A 20793-nucleotide genomic window follows, 5' to 3' on the forward strand; every position below is an offset into this window, starting at 1 on the left:
CGGTTAAGCAGTCCCAGGTTCTGGATTCTGTATACATGATATGTCAATTAATCACTCTTATTTACACCACGAAGACGATGGATCAATGCATTCAGATCTGTCTGCTGTGGAGCAACGGACTCACGGTTGGCTTCTTGAATCGATAGATAAACCTCTTTTCGAAAAATATCGACATGCTTCGGCGCGGAAATACCAACCTTTACCGTATCACCATCCACACTTAAGATCGTCAGCTCTATCTGATCTTGGATGACGATGGACTCCCCTTTTTTGCGGGAAAGTACGAGCATATCACCCACCATCCTTTCCATCGATAACCGACTGCTCTTGCAGTAGGCTATGTTTCGTATGATAAGGCGCTTTATGCAGCACGATTTGTTTACCAAAGTTCCCTACCGGATTCAATACAATAGGAGCAAGGAGGTTAATCGTAGACTGCTCAACATTTTCTTTCAAAGTAATAATACAACGGACGACCACATCCGATTTAATCTCTAACTCTTCAGCCTCATCGTCCGGCAGTTCAAATTCATAAGTTGGATAAAAAGCAAACGGATCACCCAAAAGAAAGGACAGTCCCTTACTTTTTACTGACTGTAAATACCAAAAAGGTGTCTCCGCCATCATGATCAAAGCAAAATCAGTTTCTTCATCAAAGCCAGGGATTCCTTTAGGAAAATGATATAACTGCTCCTTATCTACTTCCAGTTTGCCCCAAGATAGTGTTTCTATAATCAAGTTGTTCACTCCTCAAAAGTTTTGCTGTGCAAAACTAGCTTCTTACGAAATTCTACTACTATATATAGCACAAAAGCTATAGAGGCGCTTTCCGGCACATCTATAGCTTATGAAGCTACAATTGAACATTCAATTCTGGTGGAATAAACTGAATCGAAGCGTATTGCTGCATATATATGTTTAACTTTCCACGGGTATATTCAATTTGCGGATTACGTCTCTCCACCTGAATATCCACCTTCGCGGCTCGAAATTCGATTTGCGGGGCTCTCGTTTCGATATGAATATCTACATTGTCATATGATGCTGGACCGCGAATCTCAGGAAACGAGTTGGGCTGGGTATCCGTGCCGTAAACTTCTGCAATTGTATTGCCAGGTCTGAAAAACTGAGCCATACGATTCCCTTGCTCGACCTTTCTAGCAATGCCCTGAAGATACAACTGCTGAATTCCAGAGTAAATCCGTCTATTCATATCGAGCATCTTCCCGCCATTATAAGCTTCCCATGCTCGAGATTGATCTACAGTAAGCTCAGGCCGAGTGGATTGAACCGTTAATTGCCCCGGAGTGGTTGTAACATTGACCTCAGCCTTTGGCTGGGTTATTGAGTATGTGCCCGGATCAGCATCAATTCCAATTACAGCAGGTGTCTGACGGATTTGCAATATCGGCTGAATCAACGAGAACCACCTCCGTTTATCTGATAAAGTCTACGAGTGTTGTGGAAATAATTTTTGCACCCACAGACAAGGAGGCATTATAGATATTTTCTTGGATCTTCGACTGCATAATCAAACCTTCGTAGTCTGCATCTTCCGTCTTCGCTTGGAGATCCGTTAAGTTTACATTCAAATCACTAAGCCGATCCTGCATCAGTTCAACGCGGTTAGTCTTTGCCCCTATCTCGGAACGTGCAGACAAAATCGTCTCCATGCGCGTATCGAGTACATCCAGTTGACCCGATACAACCTTCAGATCACCAGCCTTTAACCCAGCAGAAAGATTATTAATAATTGCAAACAGATTGTCAGTATCGCCCGTATTACCGAATATCTGATTACCAGTCGTACTGATAGGCATACGCACGTCTTCACCTACGATAAACTGAATCTGCCCAGTATCCGTAGTAATCGGCTTAGAGACATCGTATGTACCACCTGCACCTTTAACGAAATCATAAGGTTTCGTGTTGTATTGCTCACCATTAAAAATATATTTACCGTTCAGCGTACTGTTAGCAATATCCACAAGCTGTTCCTTCAGCTGCATAACCTCTGAATTGATACTATCGAGTGCGGATTGTGGATTACTACCTGTTGAGGCTTGTACGGTCAATTCTCGAATCTTTTGAACAACATCCCCCGCTTGACCTAGGACGGTATCATTATAATCCAGCCATGAAAGAGCGCTATCTACATTCTTGGTATATTGCTCGTTAGATGAAAGCTCCGCACGATATCGCAGGGAATACGTAATCCCCACCGGATCATCGGAAGGCTTGTTGATTTTTTGTCCGCTTGAAAGCTGTAACTGTGTGTCGTTCATTGTACGTGCATTACGGTTTAGGTTAAGCAAAAGCTGTGAATTCATCATGTTAGAGGTTACTCTCAACATACGCTATATCTCCTTTTATCTGCCGACTGTGCCGGTGGAATTAATCAATTTGTCGAGCAGTTCATCAAAAGTAGTCATAAAACGCGCTGCGGCACTATAAGCATGCTGGAATACGAGCATATTCGACATTTCTTCATCTAGCGATACTCCGCTAACAGATTGCCGACGGGAGTTAACCTGCTCTACCAGATAATCTGAGTTGTCCGTTTGACGCGCTGCCTCCTGCGATTGAATACCCAATTGGCCGACCATGGAGCCTAGAAGCCCGCCCACAGTATTGCTAACTTTACCGTCCGGCGTAGTGAATTTACTATCCTTGAGGTTCGTCAATAAAAGAGCCAAGGTGTTATTTCCTTTAACAACCTGCGTGTTGCCATCAGCATCAACAGTTGTACGTAGCGAGGTTGCGAATAAGCTAACATCTGCAGCAATTTCCGGATTCAACTTGATCGTTCCAGCATCACCAGAGGTTACAAAGAAGTCACGACCAGCGCTTCCATCCATCGCATAACCTAACTTGTGGAGTCCGTTCAAGCCTTTGACAATGGTTTTAGCGTCCTCATACATCGTTGCTCCCTTAGGCATTGCCTGACCAGCGGCCAAAGTAACTACGGTGCCATCCGCTTGCGTAATCTTAGCATCATTAGTCAACATCGTACCCTCAGGAAGATTAGAACCTGCCGGTATTGTAATTTCAACGTCACCAGTAGCAATCGTACTAGCCATATCGTTTAGTTGTTTCTTGTAGTCGGTAACATAAGTATTTTTGGAGAAAATCATTCCGTAGGCCTCGCCGCCCTTCAAAGTTCCAGCGGCATAAGCATTATTAAGAAATGCACTATCTACGGTTGCAGTAACTTCTCCACCCTCTACCAATGGCTGTCCACCCAGAGAAACGTTATAACCAGCTTCCGTCTCTACAACGGTAATATTAGCAATTTTGGATAGCTTGTCTGCCATCAGATCACGTTGATCGCGTAAATCATTCGCTTGATCGCCCATACCTTCGATCTTATAGATCGATTTATTCAAGTCTGCGATAGCGGTCAGGTAACCCTGAGCCTCTTTTGCTTTAACGTCAATATTAGTAGTTAGATCCCGATCAAGATTATCTAATTGCGTGCTCATATAATTCATGGCATCGGTCAGAGATTGTGCAGTTTGCACTACAATCTTACGAGCAGTAGGATCCTCAGGGTTTTTACTAAGGTCAGACCATGATTTCCAGAAGTTATCTAGAACGGTACGAATACCTGTATCCGATGGTTCGTTAACAATCGCTTCTAGTTTAGAGAGGGTATCTGCTTGAAGTTTCCAGTTACCAAATGCAGAATTCTCACCACGGTACTGATCATCCAGAAACATTTCCCGAATCCGATCGATAGATGAGAATTCCACCCCTGTACCCATTTGACCAGGAACGGTAGATTTATTAAATCCGTACGCTTCAATAGGTAAAGCAGCTTTCATATTTACACGTTGACGAGTATAACCCTCGGTATTCGCATTTGCGATATTGTGTCCAGTCGTATTAAGAGCTGCGGTCTGAGTAAAAAGGCTGCGTCTCGCCGTCTCTATCGAGTGAAAAGTGGATGTCATGCTGCTTACTCCTCCTTATGTTCTGCTCTGACAGAACACTTCATCAGTACAATTCTAGCCTCGTGCATCAAAAATCCCCGACCGATTTACGCCATTGCCTTTGTCGGACGGACGATGATATGTGATATCCTGATTCGGTCTTCCGACCAGCAAATCCAAAGAATAATCTATAAAAGTAAGCGACTGCTCTATCAGCTTCTGATTAAGCTCATTTGCTTCTTTCAAGCGGTGCAAAGTGCCAGAAAGCTTCTGCTGAATATGCAGCAGTCGTGCCTTGTCTTCAGGGTCAAATATAAGTCTGGACAGCTCAGTTAGGTTCAGGTTCAGGTTGGAACGAATACCTACGCCTTGCAGAACGGTATATGCCGCCGCGATTCGCTGTTCCTCGAGCTGTCCAATCAGTTTCATTAACTTGGACTCACGGTTCAGGATGTCGATTAATGCATCCACCTTGTTGTCCATAATTGTCTGTTTTTTCTCAGCGGCCAGCTCCAGCATTTGATTATGCACTTCGTCCAGCCGCTCCAATAGTTCTATTAATGTCGTCAATGCCATGGATGGTTTCACCTAATTCTCGGAGGATTGCTTAAAGTAAGGGGCGAGTTTCTCTGCTAGCTTAGCTGCATCTACTTGATAGGTACCTGCGGAGACCTGTTGCTTCAAACTGTCGATCTTAAGTGCACGTTCAGCATCATTACCAGAATTCTGTGCTTGCAAGAGCTGAATCGCTTCATCAGAGATCGAAACCTCATCCTTGCGTGAACTTTTCTTCATTTGTTCCTGCCTTTGCGCATCCGCGCTGCGTTGATACGGATTCATCGCGTTAATTCGTCCGGTCTCGTTAATTTTCATAACTTCACCTTCCTTCTAATATAAAAAAGCCGATAATCTTTACTAAGTTTATCGGCGTAGACTGAAACATTCTTTATAGCTGCAAACGTTTTTTTGCAGATTTTATAGGTCACGCAACTTGTCTATGGCACGATATGCACCGTCTGTTGTCTTTTTGGTAGAATCCTCAGCAGCACTTTCCTTGGCGGCATTGGAGAGATCCTTCCTTAGCCGAGAACGGCAGCTATCACACATATGCCCATCGCGAATCAGCGTTCCACACACCTCGCAGGGATACATCATATTAGGAGCATTAGCTATAGATATCCGGCCCTCTCGAATAAAGCGGGTGATCTCCTTAATCGAAATTCCTGTAGCATCGGACAACTCTTGAATGTTGGTTCCTTTGTTCTCCCGCAAATAATCCACGCAGATCTCATATTCATGCTCCAGCTCTTTGATGCAGGGCTGGCACAACCCCATAAGATTCTTAACAAACAACCGGCCGCACCTTGGACAATTGTCTAGATTCATAACAAGCAGCCGCTCCTCTCCGTACATTCTGTACAACGCATAATATCCTTATGCTCCTAGATTACATGATTGCAAAGAATTCGTCTATGGGACGGAAGAAACGCTATTACGGGCATGGATCTCTTCAAAAAGTGAATGGGCTGTTCACAATCATGCATTTCGCTCTCCTCAGGAACGTGCCCAAGTTAGGCTATACACCTCTACCGTATAACCATAATCTGAACCCACTTGTTGTATGATCTCAGCGCACGCACGAATGGTACTGCCCGTCGTATAAATATCATCAACAATAATAATCCGAACAGGACGATTTAGAGGTACCTCCCTATTTAACCAATCCGCAAATTGTGTTGTTACTGCCGGATTTTCTGCAAAAGCGTGCTTCATATCCGCCAGTCGTTCCGCTCGGCTCTTAAAGCTCTGTTTTCCCGTATGGTGTGTACGGATCAGCAGCGGAAGCTGTGGAATCTTCCTACATCTAGATAGTACATCAGCCAATCTTTCCGCTTGATTAAATCCTCGCTCCATAAGCCGGGAATCACTGACAGGCACTGGCACTAACAAATCAGCAGACCAAGAACGATGGATGATGGATGGTTTTCGGGATAAAAGAGCGCTCTGCTTCTCTTTTTTCAGTGTTAGATAGGCTCTATCCAGCATGAGGCCAAGTAAAGGGGCATACCGTTCATTCCCGCGATATTTATACTGACCCAACCATTCTCGCATAACACTAGTGTAAGCCACTGCACTTCGATTACAAATAATTGGAGACGGTTCACTACTGCGGGTACAGTCAGGACAGCCCACATGCCGACCACATTTCAAGCAGCGTGGGGAACGTATCCAAGGAATGGATTCTACGCAATTCCTGCAAACTCCAGGAAATTGTGAGGATCCAGGTTTACGCTTGCCGCAGGTTAAGCATGGATTTACGGAAGGGGACAAGAGTGCCCGAGATTTGGTTAACCATGAGAACAGAGAGCTCATCTCGGCGCCTCCTTGCTAATGTATCCTTTGCGGCGAGCGATGATGTTCATAGTACGGATTTGGGAGATCGCTCCTCGCTGTGATCGGGTCCATTGGGGAGAGGCAAATACAACACGCCCAGCAGGATCATCCTTAGATCGCCCGGCACGTCCAGCCATCTGAACCAAGGAGGCTTCGTCAAAAAGATCGCTATCCGCATCCAAAATAAATACATCGCTGCGTGGGACTGTAACTCCTCGTTCCAGAATCGTAGTCGTTACTAATAGGGAGATAGCCCGGTCGCGAAAAGCAGTTACCTTCTCTGCCCGGAAGGAATCTTTGGAGGAAGTACCCTCGATAACTACGCGGGGAAAGCTCCGACGAAGCAGAACCAGTAATCCTTCAATATGTGCAATACGCGACACAAAACAAAAGATTTGCGCCTCGCGCTCGAGCGACTTACGAAGCGTATGTATGATCGATCTAGGTAAGTTCCCACGTTTTAGGCATGTTTGAACAGATGTCATAGACAGATGCTGCGGCACAGGCAAAGGATGACCATGGAAGCGGACAGGTACTCTGGCATGTGGAAGTCTGCCTGACCGGACCAACCGCTGCATTTCTTGTGGTGGAGTGGCTGATAAGTAGATAAAAGAACCCTCTACCTTACAAGCTTGTTCTGCGGCATAAGCCAACATAGGATCATTGTGATAGGGGTACGCGTCCAGCTCGTCTATGATAACGAGATCAAAGGCTCGATGGAAGCGCAGCAGCTGATGGGTAGTCGCGAGCGTTAAGCGACCACTCACCCAGCGTTCTGCGCTGCCGCCATAAAGCACGGCGAGAATCTCCGCCGGGAAAGCCCTCGCGAGCCGCGGAGCGAGCTCGAGTACGACGTCGCGTCGCGGCGTCGCTACGAGCGCCCGCCCACCGGCGGCGAGCACGGCCTCTAGGAGCGGGAAGATCATTTCTGTCTTCCCGGCTCCCGTCACCGCCCAGAGCAGGAACCGCTCTGGGCACGGTTTGGCGGAGCGCTCACGCCGTTCCGCCAAAAAAACCAGCGCAGCGCCAGCGGCTCCCGCCTGCGCTGGGCTTAACCCCCACCGGCCTGCGGCCGCGGTGGGGTCAAGGGCGGCCGTGCACCGCACGGCCGGAAGCGCTGCGCTGCGCAGGAGCAGCGCGCAAGCCCGGCTGCGCCCAAGTGCGAGGCAGGCCTCGCAATAGGCGCAGCCCATAAGGCCGCACGCGGCGCATGCCGTGCGGCCGGTGGGAGCACTGCCGCAACGCAGGCAGCGCGAGACCGCGCGGCGGGCGACAGCGCCGCGCCACAATACGTGCGGCAACTTAGCCGCCGCACGCGCCAGAGCGCCAGCGCCCGCAGGGAGCTGGCGGGCCCACGCCCCAAGCGCAGCCGGGGCGTGACTACCAACGGCAGCTGTCAGTTGCAGCCGCCCCTGCAAATGCGCCAGTTGTGCCGCCTGGCGCCAACGACCCGTCAGCTCTGGAAAGCCCTCTGCCAGCAGCGCTTCTATTTCCGGCTGCAGTAAAGAGCGGCCGGCCACCGCATGTACGAATTGTTCTACCTCCGATTCAAGCAAAGCATAATCGAGGTCATTTCCTCTGCATTCATTGTTCTTTCTAGACTGTTCTATAAATCGCCCACTTATTTCAGAAGCCTGCCATAGAGATACCCCATCACTAAGCCACCCTTCCTTTCCCATTCCTCCTGTTTCCCTTTCCTCCTTCAACTCAGGCTCAAGAACACTGCTTACGTATTGCCCCCACTCCTTAGCCCCCCAGTTCCTCATTCCGTCCCTTTGTTTAAAATAATCGCGGAGCTTCACCGCCCACCCCAGCGGCAGTACAGGAGATAATAAGACCAGTTTGTCCACCGTTACTAAGCCTCTGCCTTGACGCTCCGGTCCAGCGCCAGACCACCACCATCTATCTACTGTAAGATCTAAAGAAATCCAAATACTCCAGATCCCTCTACATTCCAAGGCATACACAGCCGCTCGCATAAATCCGCCTCCTTAACTTTCACCATTAATCACTCTTCCCCGCAACACTCCCCTTACCACCAAACGCAAAAAGCACACTCCTCCATTTCTTGGAGAGTGTGCTTCACCCGTTACTCACATATTTACTTAAAATCTGTCGCGCTTTGATTCGCATCCCCTACTTCCTGCCATCCCCATAAAAGGCAACGAAACAGACTGCCCTGACAACCGCAAGTCTACCACAATCCCTTGTTGCTGCAACTCTTCTTCACTCACCTGAAAAGTGTACATAGATGTTGCAAGATCGATAGAGCAGCCACTATCAGCCAGCCTGGAAACAATTCCAAGGGTTCCATCGCTCGAGCCATCATCCATGAACGTTACTCGAAATCGTTTTCCGGTTAAAAATGCTTGAAATGTCAGCGCCCGAATGTACCATTCCACAACAGATGCATGATTGCGAGTAATCAAAATATAATGAATCCATTTCACGGACTGCGGTGTCTGCCGCACCTTCTGCCGATTATGCAGCATATGAATAATCACTGCAGCGGATACATAAACAGCCGCAATCCATATCAACTGGGCTACCATGGAGATGCACCTCCTCTGTATACCAACACTATATGCCGGCTTTAAAAGGTCGGTGACTGCCCAGAGTTCCTATCAAGCATAAACGCCTTCGGCGTCCTTGCAAGGACGGTAAGCGTTTAAGTGAGAAATATAAGACATAAGTATGGTGTGAAACTTATACTTTCTTATATTTTAAAGGAACAAGCTGTGCTCTCCTTGATTCCATTCCTATATGTACCGTAAACCCGTAAAAATTTTTATAAAGTTACCCAACCATACTTGATCGAGTTGATTACTGCTTGCGTACGATCATCCACTTCCATTTTTTGCAAAATACTGCTAACATGGTTTTTGACCGTTTTTTCACTAATAAACAAATACTCACCGATCATTTTGTTACTCTTACCTTCCGCCATCAGCCGCAGTACTTCTGCTTCACGACGTGTTAGAGGATTGTTGTCACCGGCCACAAACTTAACACCGGCTTCCTTCACTACCGTATCAGCAGCTACTCCAGTCTCATTAAGGTAAGTCATGCGCCGCAATTGATTGATTAGCTTTCCGGTAACCTTTGGATGAATAAAAGCGTGTCCCTCACAGACCGAACGGATCGCATTAATAAGGGATTCAGCCTCCATATCCTTTAATAAATAACCATTGGCACCCTTACGAAGGGTTTCAAACACATAACTCTCATCATCATGAATCGATAAAATAATTACCTTAACCTCCGGGAACATTTCCCGCAGTTTTTGAGTGGCCTCCACGCCATTCTCAATAGGCATATTAATATCCATCAGTACGATGTCTGGTTTAGTTCCGTTACAGAACTCTAATACCTGGATACCGTCACCACATTCACCGATGACTTCGATATCCTCCTCCATATTCAAAATACGTTTCAGCCCTTCACGAAAAAGCTGATGATCATCCGCCAAAAGAACTTTAATGGGCGTTTTAGTAGAGTTTAAGTTCTCCATCACATTACTCCTTCCCTTTCTCCACGTTCGTCGGAATGTGGATCACGATTGTTGTCCCCTGATTCTCGGCTGATATGATTTCCATTCTGCCTTCAAGCAGCTCTACACGTTCCCGCATACCTACTAGCCCGAAGCTTTCACGATTGCCCTGCGGATTTTTTAATTTCTGCACATTAAAACCTAATCCATTATCCTTAATCACAATCTTAATTAACTGCGCTTGGTAAGTAATCTCTACCAATACGAAACTTGGATAGGCATGTTTAGCTGCATTAGACAAAGCTTCCTGAACCAATCGGTATACCGCTGCCTCCATGGCTGAAGATAGTCGATGTTCCTGACCTCTGGTTTCCAAGGTCGTCCTCAGCTTCGTCTTCTCCTCAAAATCATGCACATATTTCCGCAAAGTCGGAATTAATCCCAAATCATCGAGAGCCATCGGTCGTAAATTAAAGATGACCTTACGCATTTCTTCCAGGCTGTATCGAACCTGTCCTTTCAAATCTATTACTTCGTCCTGCACCAACCCAAATTCCTGCTTTACCAGCATTCTTTCTACAATTTCCGTCCTAAGGACTAGATTCGCCAGCATTTGAGCAGGACCATCATGAATTTCCCGGGCAATTCTCTTCCGTTCTTCCTCTTGAGCCAGGATTATCTTGAGTCCTATCATTTGTCTGTTCTTCGCAGATTCGACAATTCTCGTCACCTGACCTAGTTCTCCCGACAAATATTCGAGCACTACGCTCATTTGCGAACCAATTGACTCTGCGCGCTCTACAGAATTTTCGACACTGCGCACTCGCATTTGTAATTCATCACGTCTTGATCGAAGATAGACCTCTCGCTCACGCGTCATCATGAGTTCGAGCTGTAGCTCCGTAGCCTTCTCATAGGCAATACGGATATCCTTCTCCGAGTAGCGGACAAAGTCCCGGCTGACCTCTGTCAGCCGGATTCTGGAGCGATGATACTGCAGCTCCAGCTTGTCTACTTTTTTCAATGTCTCATCCGTTTCGTCCATGACCCGCTGCAGTTCTTTGTTGAGTGCAGCAAGTTCATCACGCGCAACCTGCAATATTTCAAAAATCTGATACTTGCTGCTCTCCATCACGTCGATGGTATTTTTAATGACGCGATCAATCGCATCGGCTTGAAATTCCACGGATGCTTGCCCCTTTTCTATCGAATCGTTTTAAAGGTTTTCCTTTATATTAACATATCACGATTCGATAGTTACGGTCTTCGTTTTCTGTTCCCATTTTACAGTTAATCCTAGCTGTTCAGAAACTAGTCTTAACGGTACTAAAGTCCTACCTTGTAAAATGATTGGTGCTACTTCAGCACTTTGACGTTTGCCGTTCAGCAGATATTCTTTTTTATTTACGGTAAGATCCAGTGCCTTGGCTCCGCGTAATACCATGATCTTCTTATTCACCTGATCCCAAGTAGCGCTGCCTCCGAAAGCATCAAGGACATACCGAATTGGCACATAAGTACTGCCGTCTTTTACAATTGGAGCTACATCAATAGCTTTCTTTGTTCCGTTTACGGTCATTGCTTTTGAACCAATGCTCATGGAAGCCGTACCTTTCGGTAAGCCTGCATCACTAGAAAGCGATGGCATTGTAAACTTGATATTATCAACGGCAACTGTACCCGTCTTCGCCCGTTCATCTTGGCCTTCCTCTACGTTGACAACATAGAGTCTCTTCAGCGTTGCTGGGAATTTAATGCCTGAGCCTGACAAGTCAATGTTAATGTTCTTCCAACCATTCCAATCGATGATCTTCGCAAGATCCACATAAGCTGTAGCTCCACTGTTGTCTACAAATTCAGCACGCAGCCAATTCAAGCTCATATCGCCCATCACATCAACCGACATCGAAGTTGCAAGCGCTGGAACTGTTTTGCCGCTTGTACCATTAAGCTGAGCATAAGCATACATTTTGCCGCTGCCAGCCGTCATATCATAACTGAGTGACAGCACCTTGGAGCCTACTCTTTCAGCCGTTCCATCCACTATCGTTGCAGTACCCTGTACCGCTGGAACATTGGTAGTAAAGTCGATTGGATAGCTTACCTTCTCGAAATCTTCCCATGTTGTAGCTGCTGCTGTTGATAATACAACCACTGCACTAAATCCATCATAACGGGCAATAGCATAACCTGTAGTAACCCCTGCATCAACGGCGTTTACAGTAAGCTTGCCATCTTTCACGGCTCCCTTAAAGCCTACAAACTCCCACTTCAGTGCTGAATCCGGAACATTGATAGTTGTTCCACTCTTCGTTGCCGCTGTAACAGGGACAGACACAGTAGTTCCGGCTGTCAGTGGCGCTGTAGCTGTACCTACACTCATACTGGATAGATCATTACCACCCAGAACTGTAACAGTTGTAGAGGCGCTTGCAGAACCGCTTTTAGCCGTTAAGGTAACGGTACCTGGCTTCACTGCCGTTACTTCACCTGCACTTACCGTTGCGCTTCCGCCGCTTGATACCCATGTAGGATTACCTGCTGCTACATCAATAGGGTTGTAGTACGTGTCATAACCCTTTAAAGAATATGTTGCCTTTTGTCCAACCAGCAGTGCGGAACTTCCGCTAATTTTGATTCCTTTGACTTCACCTTGCGGTGCGTTAGTGTAGACACCAAGCCCGTTAACGATACTGCGTTGCTCTGTGCCATACTCTGTATTAAAAGTGAGTGTAGTAGAGGTTTCACCGAGGGGCCGGTCTACCATCGTTGTAGAGCCGCCTCCATCGAGATTAAGACCTTTCCAGACTCCAATATTGGTCATGAATGATTGCAATTCGGTTAGAGACATCCCTGAACTATTGCCATTTTTCTCAGTAGCTATGATATATACATAACGTCCGTCTTGAGAATATCCTAAAGCCGTGCGTGCACGATAGCCTCCAATGCTGCTAGTAGAACGAGAGAACGTTGCTGCTTTTCCGTTATTTACTAGAATCGTATGTCCGCCAATCATTGTTTGTAGACTCGCAGGATCTAGCGATTGCTGTGTAGTCTTAGATTTCAGGGAATACACACTTGTTACAGGTTGTCCTACCGTCAAATGGGCAGTAACATATCGTGCGGCTAAGCCATGTGCCCGCAAAATATAAGCTCCCTTTGGAACCGCCATAGGGAGTGCAGCATTTTCTGAGATTTGAGTAACTACACCATTCTCAACAAGTACCTCTGTTGGAGTGGTAGAGCTATTTTTAGGGCGGTCGAGTGCAGTCCATACATCTGTGTAGATATACATAGCATTAGCATGACTATAAGTCGAGCTGCCGCCTTCAGGGCTATAAGCGCCTTTATTGATACCGGAGATCTCAAACTGTGCGCCATCTGGCGCGGTTACCATCCCTTCAAAGCTGTACTCGTCAATAATAGGTTTGCGATCTTTTGTCACTGCAAAGGCATACATTCCATCCAATTGTGAAGGGGTAGACACCAGTACTCCACCTGATACTTGTCCACCGATCGGAGCACCCTCTCCACCTGTATTAAAATAATCGCCATTTACTGCGGCCACGGCTCCTGTTTCCTTGGCCATCCCGCCAGTACTTTGCCGCGTAGTCAGGTTTCCACCTTTACCAGTCATTACATCTAAAGAAACATATGGATTGTTAAGATCTACACGAATGACATCAGCAAGCCCAGAAGCACTCGCTCCAGAACGTGTAGTAGTATATTTATATTTCATCATAATGGCGCCCGAAGTAATTACTTCTTCTCCCAGCTTACTCACCTTAAAAGGAGCTGTAGCTGCAGCCGCAATTGGTGCAGATCCCTGACCAAAAAGCATCATACCTTCACTGCCGATTACCGGCATAATCCATAACACACCAGCCAATGAAGCAGCAATCCACTTTTTAGTGGAAGATAATCTTATTCCCCGTACAACCTCGCTACTCTTCTTCTCCATGAAAACTTCATTCATTTCAACGTAACTCTCCCATCTCTTTTGTACTCTATCAGTCCATATCAATGTCTGGAAACTGGTTCCTATTTTTCTAGTACTCTTTTAATAGACTGAAAATAAGCCAAAAAGTTGCGAAATTGAGAGATTTCAAGCTTTATAGAGTCAAAACTGTCATAATTAGACGACAAAAAAAGCCCGGCATAATTGCCGGGCTTTACCAATTGTTTGGTTATCTATAAGAGTTGTTTACAAGTAATCAGCCTGTTTCAGCATCCGTTGTAACATCACGGCAGCTTGAGCACGGGTGGCATTGCCTTGGGGCCCAAATTCACTTACTGTCATGCCCAAAATAATCCCTGATTGCACTGCCTTTGCGACGAACTCCGCACTTTGATTCTGAATCTTTGCCTTATCCTTGAATTTTGCAAGTGTTGAGGCAGAAGTACCGCTTAGTGTAATAGGATGATTGGTATATTCCATCGCACGGATCATCATGATCGCCATCTGCTCGCGTGTTATATTATCATTCGGACGGAAAGTACCATCCGTGTTCCCTGTAATAATTCCAGCTTTAGCCGCTGCGCCAATGTAGTCTCCAGTTTGTGTAGAAGGCTGCACATCCCGGAAACGTTGTGCGGTCTCACGATCTCCTAGCAAGCCTAGACCTCGACTGAGCATTATAGCAAACTCAGCACGGGTAATTTTTTTCTCCGGATTAAACGCACTACCGTAGCTGCTATCAATAATATTCTTTGCGTTAAGCTCAGCTACGATTGCATTACTCCAATGCTTACCCATATCCGTGAAGGCTCTGGTGGACAAGAAAGTCCCTAAAATCTGATTACCAGCGGTACGAGCACGGATAACCGTATAGTTACCGACCGTACTGACCTTTGTAGGTAGATAAGCCGCATCGTAGTAGGAAAGGTCCAATCTGGCCGCAGATGTCTGCGCACTATTTAATGAAGAAGTAGTACGTACGGTATATTCTCCTGGTACAGTCAGTGCCTTGGCATTCGAATAATTACCGCTAACGATCGCCGTCACCCGGACATCCATAAGACTAGTAATAGTTCGCATACCCATCGTCTGTAGCTTTTGCTCAAAAGGTGTAAATGTACCTGCTGGAACTTTATCCAAGCGGAACACGAGCGAGATATTTTTACTGTCCGAGATTAGGCTGCTCGCCAGCCCATTCATATCAATATCATCGAGCCCTACGCTAAATAGGTTGTCTCCATGACGAATCATGAACTTAGTATTTTTATTACGATTCACCGCGTCTAGTAATGGTTTTAGCGGAGCAGTTACAAAAGCTGCTTGCTCCGTGGAAGGAACCTCAAAAGCCAATACATCATTATTCATCTTATACAGATATTCATAACTGGCAGCTATTCGATCTGCGTTTAAAGTATATCTTTTTACAGATTGATTATATACAGAACGGTCATCCACAATTTGCGAGGAATCGCTCTTTAATAGTGCATACTCTTTTCCAAACTCACTCGTTGCAAGTGTTCCTAGGTAGGATGGACGATTTCCAGATCCAGTGGTCACGCCAGTTAGATTCTGAACTGATAAAGCTGAGAATGAGGATAGTGTATTCCCACTCAAATCCTTAATCGTTCCGGTACCAGACATATAGGACAGGTCCACTGTTTGACCGGTCTTCACAACCGAGGATAACGTTATTTTCAGAATATTGCCTGAGATATAGTAGGATTGCACTCCCAAGCTGCTTCCATCTGCTCGAACTCCAAACTGATTCGCGTAGAGGGAACCGGATGCCTGCATATTCTTTGCAAAAGTAACTGTTAACTCGTCACCTGAAACGGTCGCTGAATTAATCTCTGGAATAGTAGTGCCACTGTTCTCTGAAATGGATACAGGCTGTAGGTTAATATACGCTGCCCGATTCCCATTCAAATCACTTATCCCGGCAGAACCCGGCACATAAGATATAGTCACATTCTGATTAACCGCGAGCGCTGTCTGAAGCGTCAAAGTGACCTGAGTGCCGCTGACCGATACATTAGTCACATAATTAGGCGTGCTGCCCACTAACACAGAGAATTGGCTATTCAGTGGGAGATTGGTTGTAGATAAGCCTTCATTATAATTCAAAATGATTTTAGTGCCGCCTCCGGTTGCACTTTGAAACACTGGCGCAATCGTATCGTTACTGTTACGGATATTAAAATCAGTAAAGTCCGCAATATTTTGTCCATAAGAATTCAGCAAAGGATACGAACCTGCATAGTAGGACACCCGAACGTTCTGTCCATTCGATGCTTCACTGCCCAATGTTAAATATACTGTATTGCCACTGGAACTGATCGAGTTGACCCCAAGTGAGCTTCCATCTGCAGTCACTGAGAACTGGTTATGAGCGTAATAGGAAACCGATTTTAGTGTGTCGTTAAAATTTAATACTACAGATCTCCCCGTGATTCGCCCATCTTTAGGTGTCGGCATGGAGGACTCAATAGAGTTTGTGATCTGTTTAGAGCTAAAAGTGCTCGCTGCATTTCCGCTTGGATCCTGAATCGTCCGCAGTCCGCCATTATAGCTGACCTTTACAATCTGCCCAACGGCTACTCCTGTACTCAGCACCAAGTAGGCACTGTCTCCCTGAATATAAACACTTTCAATCGCTCGATTCTCATCGTTCACCGTAACTCCAAAGCTTGAGGTTAACAGCGCTATGGATGAATTGAGAGACTCATTATATTTCAGACGAATGGTTCGATTATTCTCAAGCTGTGCTGATGTGAGCTGTGGAGCTGTTTTATCCAGAGACAAGGTCTTGAAGCTCCATGAATTTTTACCACTTAACCCGTCATATAGAACGTTAGCATCACTTGCGTCTACAAAAGCCCCTTTAGCGATATCAATGTAATAAGTTGAATCACTATCTAACGCTACAGAAGGTGTGATTATAAATTCTTTAGCTGTAGTGGTACTCCGGGTAACGTTAACCGGCACCTGAGATCCTCCGCTTTTATATAGAGCCACACCATTGGCCACTGCACTGTTGTAATTCACATCCCGATTAAACGCGATCGAAAAGAATCTGTTGTTAGCAATAGATTCACTTCGATCAGATGGATTCAAAGCACTTACGCCAAGTCCAGTCAAAGATACCGTTGTGAAGGTCCAAGTGTACGGGCCCGAGGCAGGAAATACATTTCCATCTTGATCATAAAAAGCACCCTGGGGGATCGTAACTGTATATTGTGTGCCGTTTAGCAGCGGTGAGGCTGTGGATGCTGGATTCAATGTTATAGTTCTGCTGCTTCCTCCAGTAACGGCTGGGGAGTTCACATTAAGCCATCTTGTTCTAGCATCGTTAGCTGCCCCTGGGGACACCGTAATTACACCTGATGCAGGCATCATAGGACGGTCAAAAGTGAGCTGTAGCGCTCCTGTGGTAGATACACCGCCTGCACCGTTAGCCGGGGATGGAGTCATTGAAATTTCAGCTACACCTTTTGTAGAGAAACTCCATACATTGCCGCTAGAAATACCAGAGAACGTTCTATTATCAACATCCTTAAAAGCGTAGGCATCAATAAGAACATAGTAATTCCCTCCGGCCGCCAATGCTTTCTCTAGCGTTAATTTAACTGTAGTAGAGTTAGCATCAGTCAGAACGTTAACTCTAGTGTCATCATCCTTTATTCTGAACTCTTGCACTGTTGTATTATCTGCTGAGGAGAGGATTCGGATAGAGCCCCCACCTTTTAACAGCTGCTTATTTAGTGTCAGACTAAGCTCCTTTAAACTCCCGGCATCTACTCTTGCATTACTAGCCGGTGAAAAGTTGCCTGCCGTGATAGCCGTATTACTCTCTGGAGCGGTGGTAAATGCCCATGAAGTAAGTCCTGATTCATTACCCTCATTATCTTTGAACAATCCTTTGGGAATTGTGACCGTGTATGCCTTATTCGGAGTGAATTGTTGGTTTGGCCCTAACTTAAGCTCGTAGTCTTTTGAACTACCAATTAAACCATAACTACCAATAGGAATCGTCACAAAAGGTGTACTATCACCCTGACCCGTGATGGTAATTTCACCAGCCTGTGGGTTTACTTGACGATCAAAGCTTAATTTAAGAGATGACCCGATATTTACATAGGTTGCTCCAGGTGCTGGCGACACACTAATGCCAAATTCCGCTGCAGCATGTACTGCCGATATTCCAATTCCGATAGAAGGATACCCTGCTCCAAGTACCAGTTCTCCTGCTAGAAAAATTGCCGTCCATATTGAAATTTTTCTTTTCATGCCGTGATAGACTCCTCTCAAACCATACTAACGTCTTTATGTATATTCTTATATTTCGGTTAAAGGGCTTACAAAGTTTAGTAGTCTACTTCTCTATGATTAGAATCAATCCTAATTCTGTCCATTACATAAAAATAGCCCGCAGAGCTGACACTAAGTGCCAACTTGCGGGCTTAACGAATTATAAGAACATATACTTAACTACAATCCTGCTTGACCTCTGAGTAATTCCGCTTTATCTACGCGTTCCCAAGGAAGATCAACATCAGTCCGTCCAAAATGGCCGTATGCTGCAGTCTGTCTATAGATTGGTTTACGCAAATCAAGCATAGAGATAATGCCTGCAGGACGAAGATCAAAGTTGTTGCTGATCAGTTGAACCATCTTTTCCTCACTGATTTTACCTGTTCCGTATGTATCCACATTAATCGAGACAGGAGTAGCCACACCAATGGCATAAGCAAGCTGGATCTCACATTTATCAGCTAGACCCGCAGCTACAAGATTCTTCGCCACATAACGAGCAGCATAAGCCGCCGAACGGTCCACTTTAGTTGGATCCTTGCCAGAGAATGCACCGCCGCCGTGACGAGCATATCCGCCATACGTATCAACGATAATCTTCCGTCCAGTCAGACCGGCATCCCCTTGAGGACCACCAATCACAAATCGTCCTGTTGGGTTAATAAAATATTTAGTTTCAGCATCGAGCAGTTCCGCAGGAACAACCGGCATAATTACATGCTCTTTAATATCTGCTTGAATTTGTTCAAGAGAAATTTCTTCTGCATGCTGTGTAGATACTACGATAGCATCCACGCGTACAGGCTTCTCATCTTGATATTCGATCGTAACTTGTGTCTTCCCGTCAGGACGCAAATATTCCAAGGTTCCGTTCTTACGAACTTCAGATAAGCGACGAGCAATACGGTGAGATAAAGCGATCGGCAACGGCATCAGTTCTGGTGTCTCATTCGTAGCAAAACCGAACATTAAGCCTTGATCACCCGCACCAATATTTGCTGTTTCTTCAGCCAATTGTGCTGGATCACGGTGCTCGAGAGCAGAGTTTACGCCTTGAGCAATATCAGCTGACTGCTCATTAAGTGAGCTCAACACTGCACAGGTATTATAATCGAAACCATATTTTGCACGTGTGTAGCCAATTTCTTTAATGGTATTGCGTACGATGGCAGGAATATCTACATACTCAGATTTGGTACTGATTTCCCCGATCACCAAAACAAGACCAGTTGCTACTGCTACTTCGCAGGCTACACGAGCATTTGGATCATTAGCTAAAAATGCATCGAGTACCGCATCGGAAATCTGGTCACAGATTTTATCCGGATGCCCTTCCGTCACGGACTCGGAAGTAAACAAATGACGCCCTTTAATAGACAAGTATAACAACCTCCCTTATGGTTAGTCTGACACTGTATAAGGAGTTCCTTAATAATCACAGGCCAAATCAATAAAAACTATAAACAAAGAAACTCAGGGGCCTGTTCTTTTTATGAAGGATGATTGCAGTATTTCATGTTTATATTCACTAAACTCTTCAAAAAAATGAACCTTTCCCATATGGAAAAGGTCTAAGGCTTTCCTCAAAAGTCATATTATCTTATTTGGGAGGTGGTGTCAATTACTCCGAAGCCCCTCCATCACAGTATAAATATTGATTCCGCAGTATTAAAAAGTAATATCAGATAGGATTAATAAGATTTTTTTCACCCCTGATATTATTAAAGAAGAGACTGTTCGGCTTGCTTAATGAGTCTCTTCGTGATTTCTCCGCCAACAGAGCCATTATCTCTTGAGCTAAGATGTCCAAGATACTGGCTACGGCCAGAACCACTACCTCCGATTGCTCCTAATTCAGAAGCAAACTCTGTGTCTGCTCCGCCTCCATAATGCGCTCCATATAAACCGAATTCAGCTGCAATTTCATATTGCATTTGCTTCAGCATTGCCCGACTTTCCGGTACCACTGTACGATTGTTACGTGCCATGTTTCAGCACCTCCTGTGAATTTGTAAGATTACAGGAATATTGTGCGTCCAACATCTACTCTTCAATCGCGCCAATGATTTGTAACTTTGGAAATCAGTTTGAAGGTATGATTAAGTACTTTTACGGGCATTATGAATATATGTTATTACAAATTATTTTAGTGTATATCCACCACGAACCATGACAACAAGGCCAAGAGTTTGTCCTGATTGCACAGTAATACCACGACCATCACGAGGGAATGATAATAAATGGTTAGTCGGTGCAGCTACTCCATTGGCAAGATCTTTACCATCCGTTAAATCAGCAACACCATTTGCATCCTGAGAGTAGATAACCGCTTTACCCGCACGAACAATAAATTCAGCACCTGCGGAAGCAATTAGAGTTTGACCTGGTTTAACATCGACAATTACGGATTCATTACTGCTAGTAGTCGGGTTTGTTGTAGCTGTTGGAGCTGAGCTTGGACTCGGAGTAGCTGTAGCTACTGGAGCTGTACCTGTACCACCTGTAAGTGCTTTCTGAATTTGCTGATCAACATAGCTTTTGGTAACCACTGGGTCATCTGCTGTTCCAGGCTGTGAACCCACACCTGCACCTTCAGCAGTAACATTCAACAGTGATCCAGCCCATACACCACCAGCCAGCAATACAGCAGCTGTTGTTATTTTCCATACCGATTTCAATGAAGTTCCTCCTCATGAGTGGGGATAAAT

18 protein-coding genes are annotated in these 20793 nt (G+C 45.5%); all 18 read right to left on the reverse strand.

From position 1 onward, the window contains the following. Positions 1-47 precede the first annotated feature (47 nt). Positions 48-290, reverse strand: a complete 243-nt coding sequence (csrA, locus tag NSS87_RS28745; protein ID WP_339248693.1) for a carbon storage regulator CsrA — start codon at positions 288-290, stop codon at positions 48-50. Between the two features lies 1 nt (position 291). Then, on the reverse strand, positions 292-738 hold the full coding sequence (locus NSS87_RS28750) for a flagellar assembly protein FliW (RefSeq protein WP_339243752.1): 447 nt from the start codon (positions 736-738) through the stop codon (positions 292-294). Positions 739-853: 115 nt separating this feature from the next. Then, positions 854-1420, reverse strand: a complete 567-nt coding sequence (locus NSS87_RS28755; RefSeq protein WP_339243755.1) for a DUF6470 family protein — start codon at positions 1418-1420, stop codon at positions 854-856. 16 nt (positions 1421-1436) lie between these two features. Next, positions 1437-2354, reverse strand: coding sequence for a flagellar hook-associated protein FlgL (gene flgL, locus NSS87_RS28760; protein WP_339243757.1), 918 nt, complete (start codon positions 2352-2354; stop codon positions 1437-1439). A 15-nt stretch (positions 2355-2369) separates the two neighbouring features. Continuing rightward, positions 2370-3953, reverse strand: coding sequence for a flagellar hook-associated protein FlgK (gene flgK, locus NSS87_RS28765; protein WP_339243759.1), 1584 nt, complete (start codon positions 3951-3953; stop codon positions 2370-2372). Positions 3954-4007: 54 nt separating this feature from the next. Then, entirely contained in the window at positions 4008-4508 is a 501-nt protein-coding gene (locus NSS87_RS28770; RefSeq protein ID WP_042192416.1) for a flagellar protein FlgN, read from the reverse strand. A 12-nt stretch (positions 4509-4520) separates the two neighbouring features. Beyond that, on the reverse strand, positions 4521-4805 hold the full coding sequence (gene flgM, locus NSS87_RS28775; protein WP_042192418.1) for a flagellar biosynthesis anti-sigma factor FlgM: 285 nt from the start codon (positions 4803-4805) through the stop codon (positions 4521-4523). Positions 4806-4907: 102 nt separating this feature from the next. Beyond that, positions 4908-5318: a TIGR03826 family flagellar region protein gene (locus tag NSS87_RS28780; protein ID WP_076285720.1), complete on the reverse strand. Its 411-nt coding sequence runs from the start codon at positions 5316-5318 to the stop codon at positions 4908-4910. 168 nt (positions 5319-5486) lie between these two features. After that, positions 5487-6305 (reverse strand): ComF family protein, encoded by an 819-nt coding sequence (locus tag NSS87_RS28785; RefSeq protein ID WP_339243761.1) that lies wholly within the window; start codon positions 6303-6305, stop codon positions 5487-5489. Then, positions 6302-8305, reverse strand: a complete 2004-nt coding sequence (locus tag NSS87_RS28790; protein WP_339243762.1) for a helicase-related protein — start codon at positions 8303-8305, stop codon at positions 6302-6304. The genes NSS87_RS28785 and NSS87_RS28790 overlap by 4 nt, the downstream gene beginning before the upstream one ends. Before the next feature lie 126 nt (positions 8306-8431). Beyond that, the gene (locus NSS87_RS28795; RefSeq protein ID WP_076285666.1) at positions 8432-8878 is read right to left on the reverse strand and encodes a glycosyltransferase family A protein; all 447 of its coding nucleotides are present in this window, start codon (positions 8876-8878) and stop codon (positions 8432-8434) included. 236 nt (positions 8879-9114) lie between these two features. Next, positions 9115-9837 carry a response regulator transcription factor gene (locus NSS87_RS28800; protein ID WP_042131342.1) on the reverse strand — a complete coding sequence of 241 codons (723 nt, stop codon included), beginning with the start codon at positions 9835-9837 and terminating at the stop codon, positions 9115-9117. A gap of 4 nt (positions 9838-9841) precedes the next feature. Then, a complete protein-coding gene (locus tag NSS87_RS28805) occupies positions 9842-11002 on the reverse strand; it encodes a sensor histidine kinase (RefSeq protein WP_042131343.1) in 1161 nt (386 codons plus the stop codon). A 57-nt stretch (positions 11003-11059) separates the two neighbouring features. Further along, entirely contained in the window at positions 11060-13792 is a 2733-nt protein-coding gene (locus NSS87_RS28810; protein ID WP_339243765.1) for a stalk domain-containing protein, read from the reverse strand. A gap of 228 nt (positions 13793-14020) precedes the next feature. Next, a complete protein-coding gene (locus NSS87_RS28815; RefSeq protein ID WP_339243766.1) occupies positions 14021-18061 on the reverse strand; it encodes an Ig-like domain-containing protein in 4041 nt (1346 codons plus the stop codon). Between the two features lie 201 nt (positions 18062-18262). After that, entirely contained in the window at positions 18263-19465 is a 1203-nt protein-coding gene (metK, locus tag NSS87_RS28820; protein WP_042192431.1) for a methionine adenosyltransferase, read from the reverse strand. 341 nt (positions 19466-19806) lie between these two features. Continuing rightward, complete coding sequence (locus NSS87_RS28825; RefSeq protein ID WP_076285662.1) at positions 19807-20073, reverse strand: alpha/beta-type small acid-soluble spore protein; 267 nt, start codon at positions 20071-20073, stop codon at positions 19807-19809. Between the two features lie 153 nt (positions 20074-20226). Continuing rightward, positions 20227-20763 (reverse strand): hypothetical protein, encoded by a 537-nt coding sequence (locus NSS87_RS28830; RefSeq protein WP_339243769.1) that lies wholly within the window; start codon positions 20761-20763, stop codon positions 20227-20229. Positions 20764-20793: the final 30 nt, after the last annotated feature.

The sequence above is a fragment of the Paenibacillus sp. FSL F4-0243 genome (genome assembly GCF_037963295.1).
Taxonomy (GTDB): domain Bacteria; phylum Bacillota; class Bacilli; order Paenibacillales; family Paenibacillaceae; genus Paenibacillus_AQ.

Coding starts and splice junctions, on each gene's coding strand:
- csrA (WP_339248693.1), bottom strand. CDS start 290: ATGCTCGTACTTTCCCGCAAAAAAGGGGAGTCCATCGTCATCCAAGAT.
- flgL (WP_339243757.1), bottom strand. CDS start 2,354: ATGTTGAGAGTAACCTCTAACATGATGAATTCACAGCTTTTGCTTAAC.
- flgK (WP_339243759.1), bottom strand. CDS start 3,953: ATGACATCCACTTTTCACTCGATAGAGACGGCGAGACGCAGCCTTTTT.
- NSS87_RS28770 (WP_042192416.1), bottom strand. CDS start 4,508: ATGGCATTGACGACATTAATAGAACTATTGGAGCGGCTGGACGAAGTG.
- flgM (WP_042192418.1), bottom strand. CDS start 4,805: ATGAAAATTAACGAGACCGGACGAATTAACGCGATGAATCCGTATCAA.
- NSS87_RS28780 (WP_076285720.1), bottom strand. CDS start 5,318: ATGAATCTAGACAATTGTCCAAGGTGCGGCCGGTTGTTTGTTAAGAAT.
- NSS87_RS28785 (WP_339243761.1), bottom strand. CDS start 6,305: ATGAGCTCTCTGTTCTCATGGTTAACCAAATCTCGGGCACTCTTGTCC.
- NSS87_RS28790 (WP_339243762.1), bottom strand. CDS start 8,305: ATGCGAGCGGCTGTGTATGCCTTGGAATGTAGAGGGATCTGGAGTATT.
- NSS87_RS28795 (WP_076285666.1), bottom strand. CDS start 8,878: ATGGTAGCCCAGTTGATATGGATTGCGGCTGTTTATGTATCCGCTGCA.
- NSS87_RS28800 (WP_042131342.1), bottom strand. CDS start 9,837: ATGGAGAACTTAAACTCTACTAAAACGCCCATTAAAGTTCTTTTGGCG.
- NSS87_RS28810 (WP_339243765.1), bottom strand. CDS start 13,792: ATGAATGAAGTTTTCATGGAGAAGAAGAGTAGCGAGGTTGTACGGGGA.
- NSS87_RS28815 (WP_339243766.1), bottom strand. CDS start 18,061: ATGAAAAGAAAAATTTCAATATGGACGGCAATTTTTCTAGCAGGAGAA.
- NSS87_RS28825 (WP_076285662.1), bottom strand. CDS start 20,073: ATGGCACGTAACAATCGTACAGTGGTACCGGAAAGTCGGGCAATGCTG.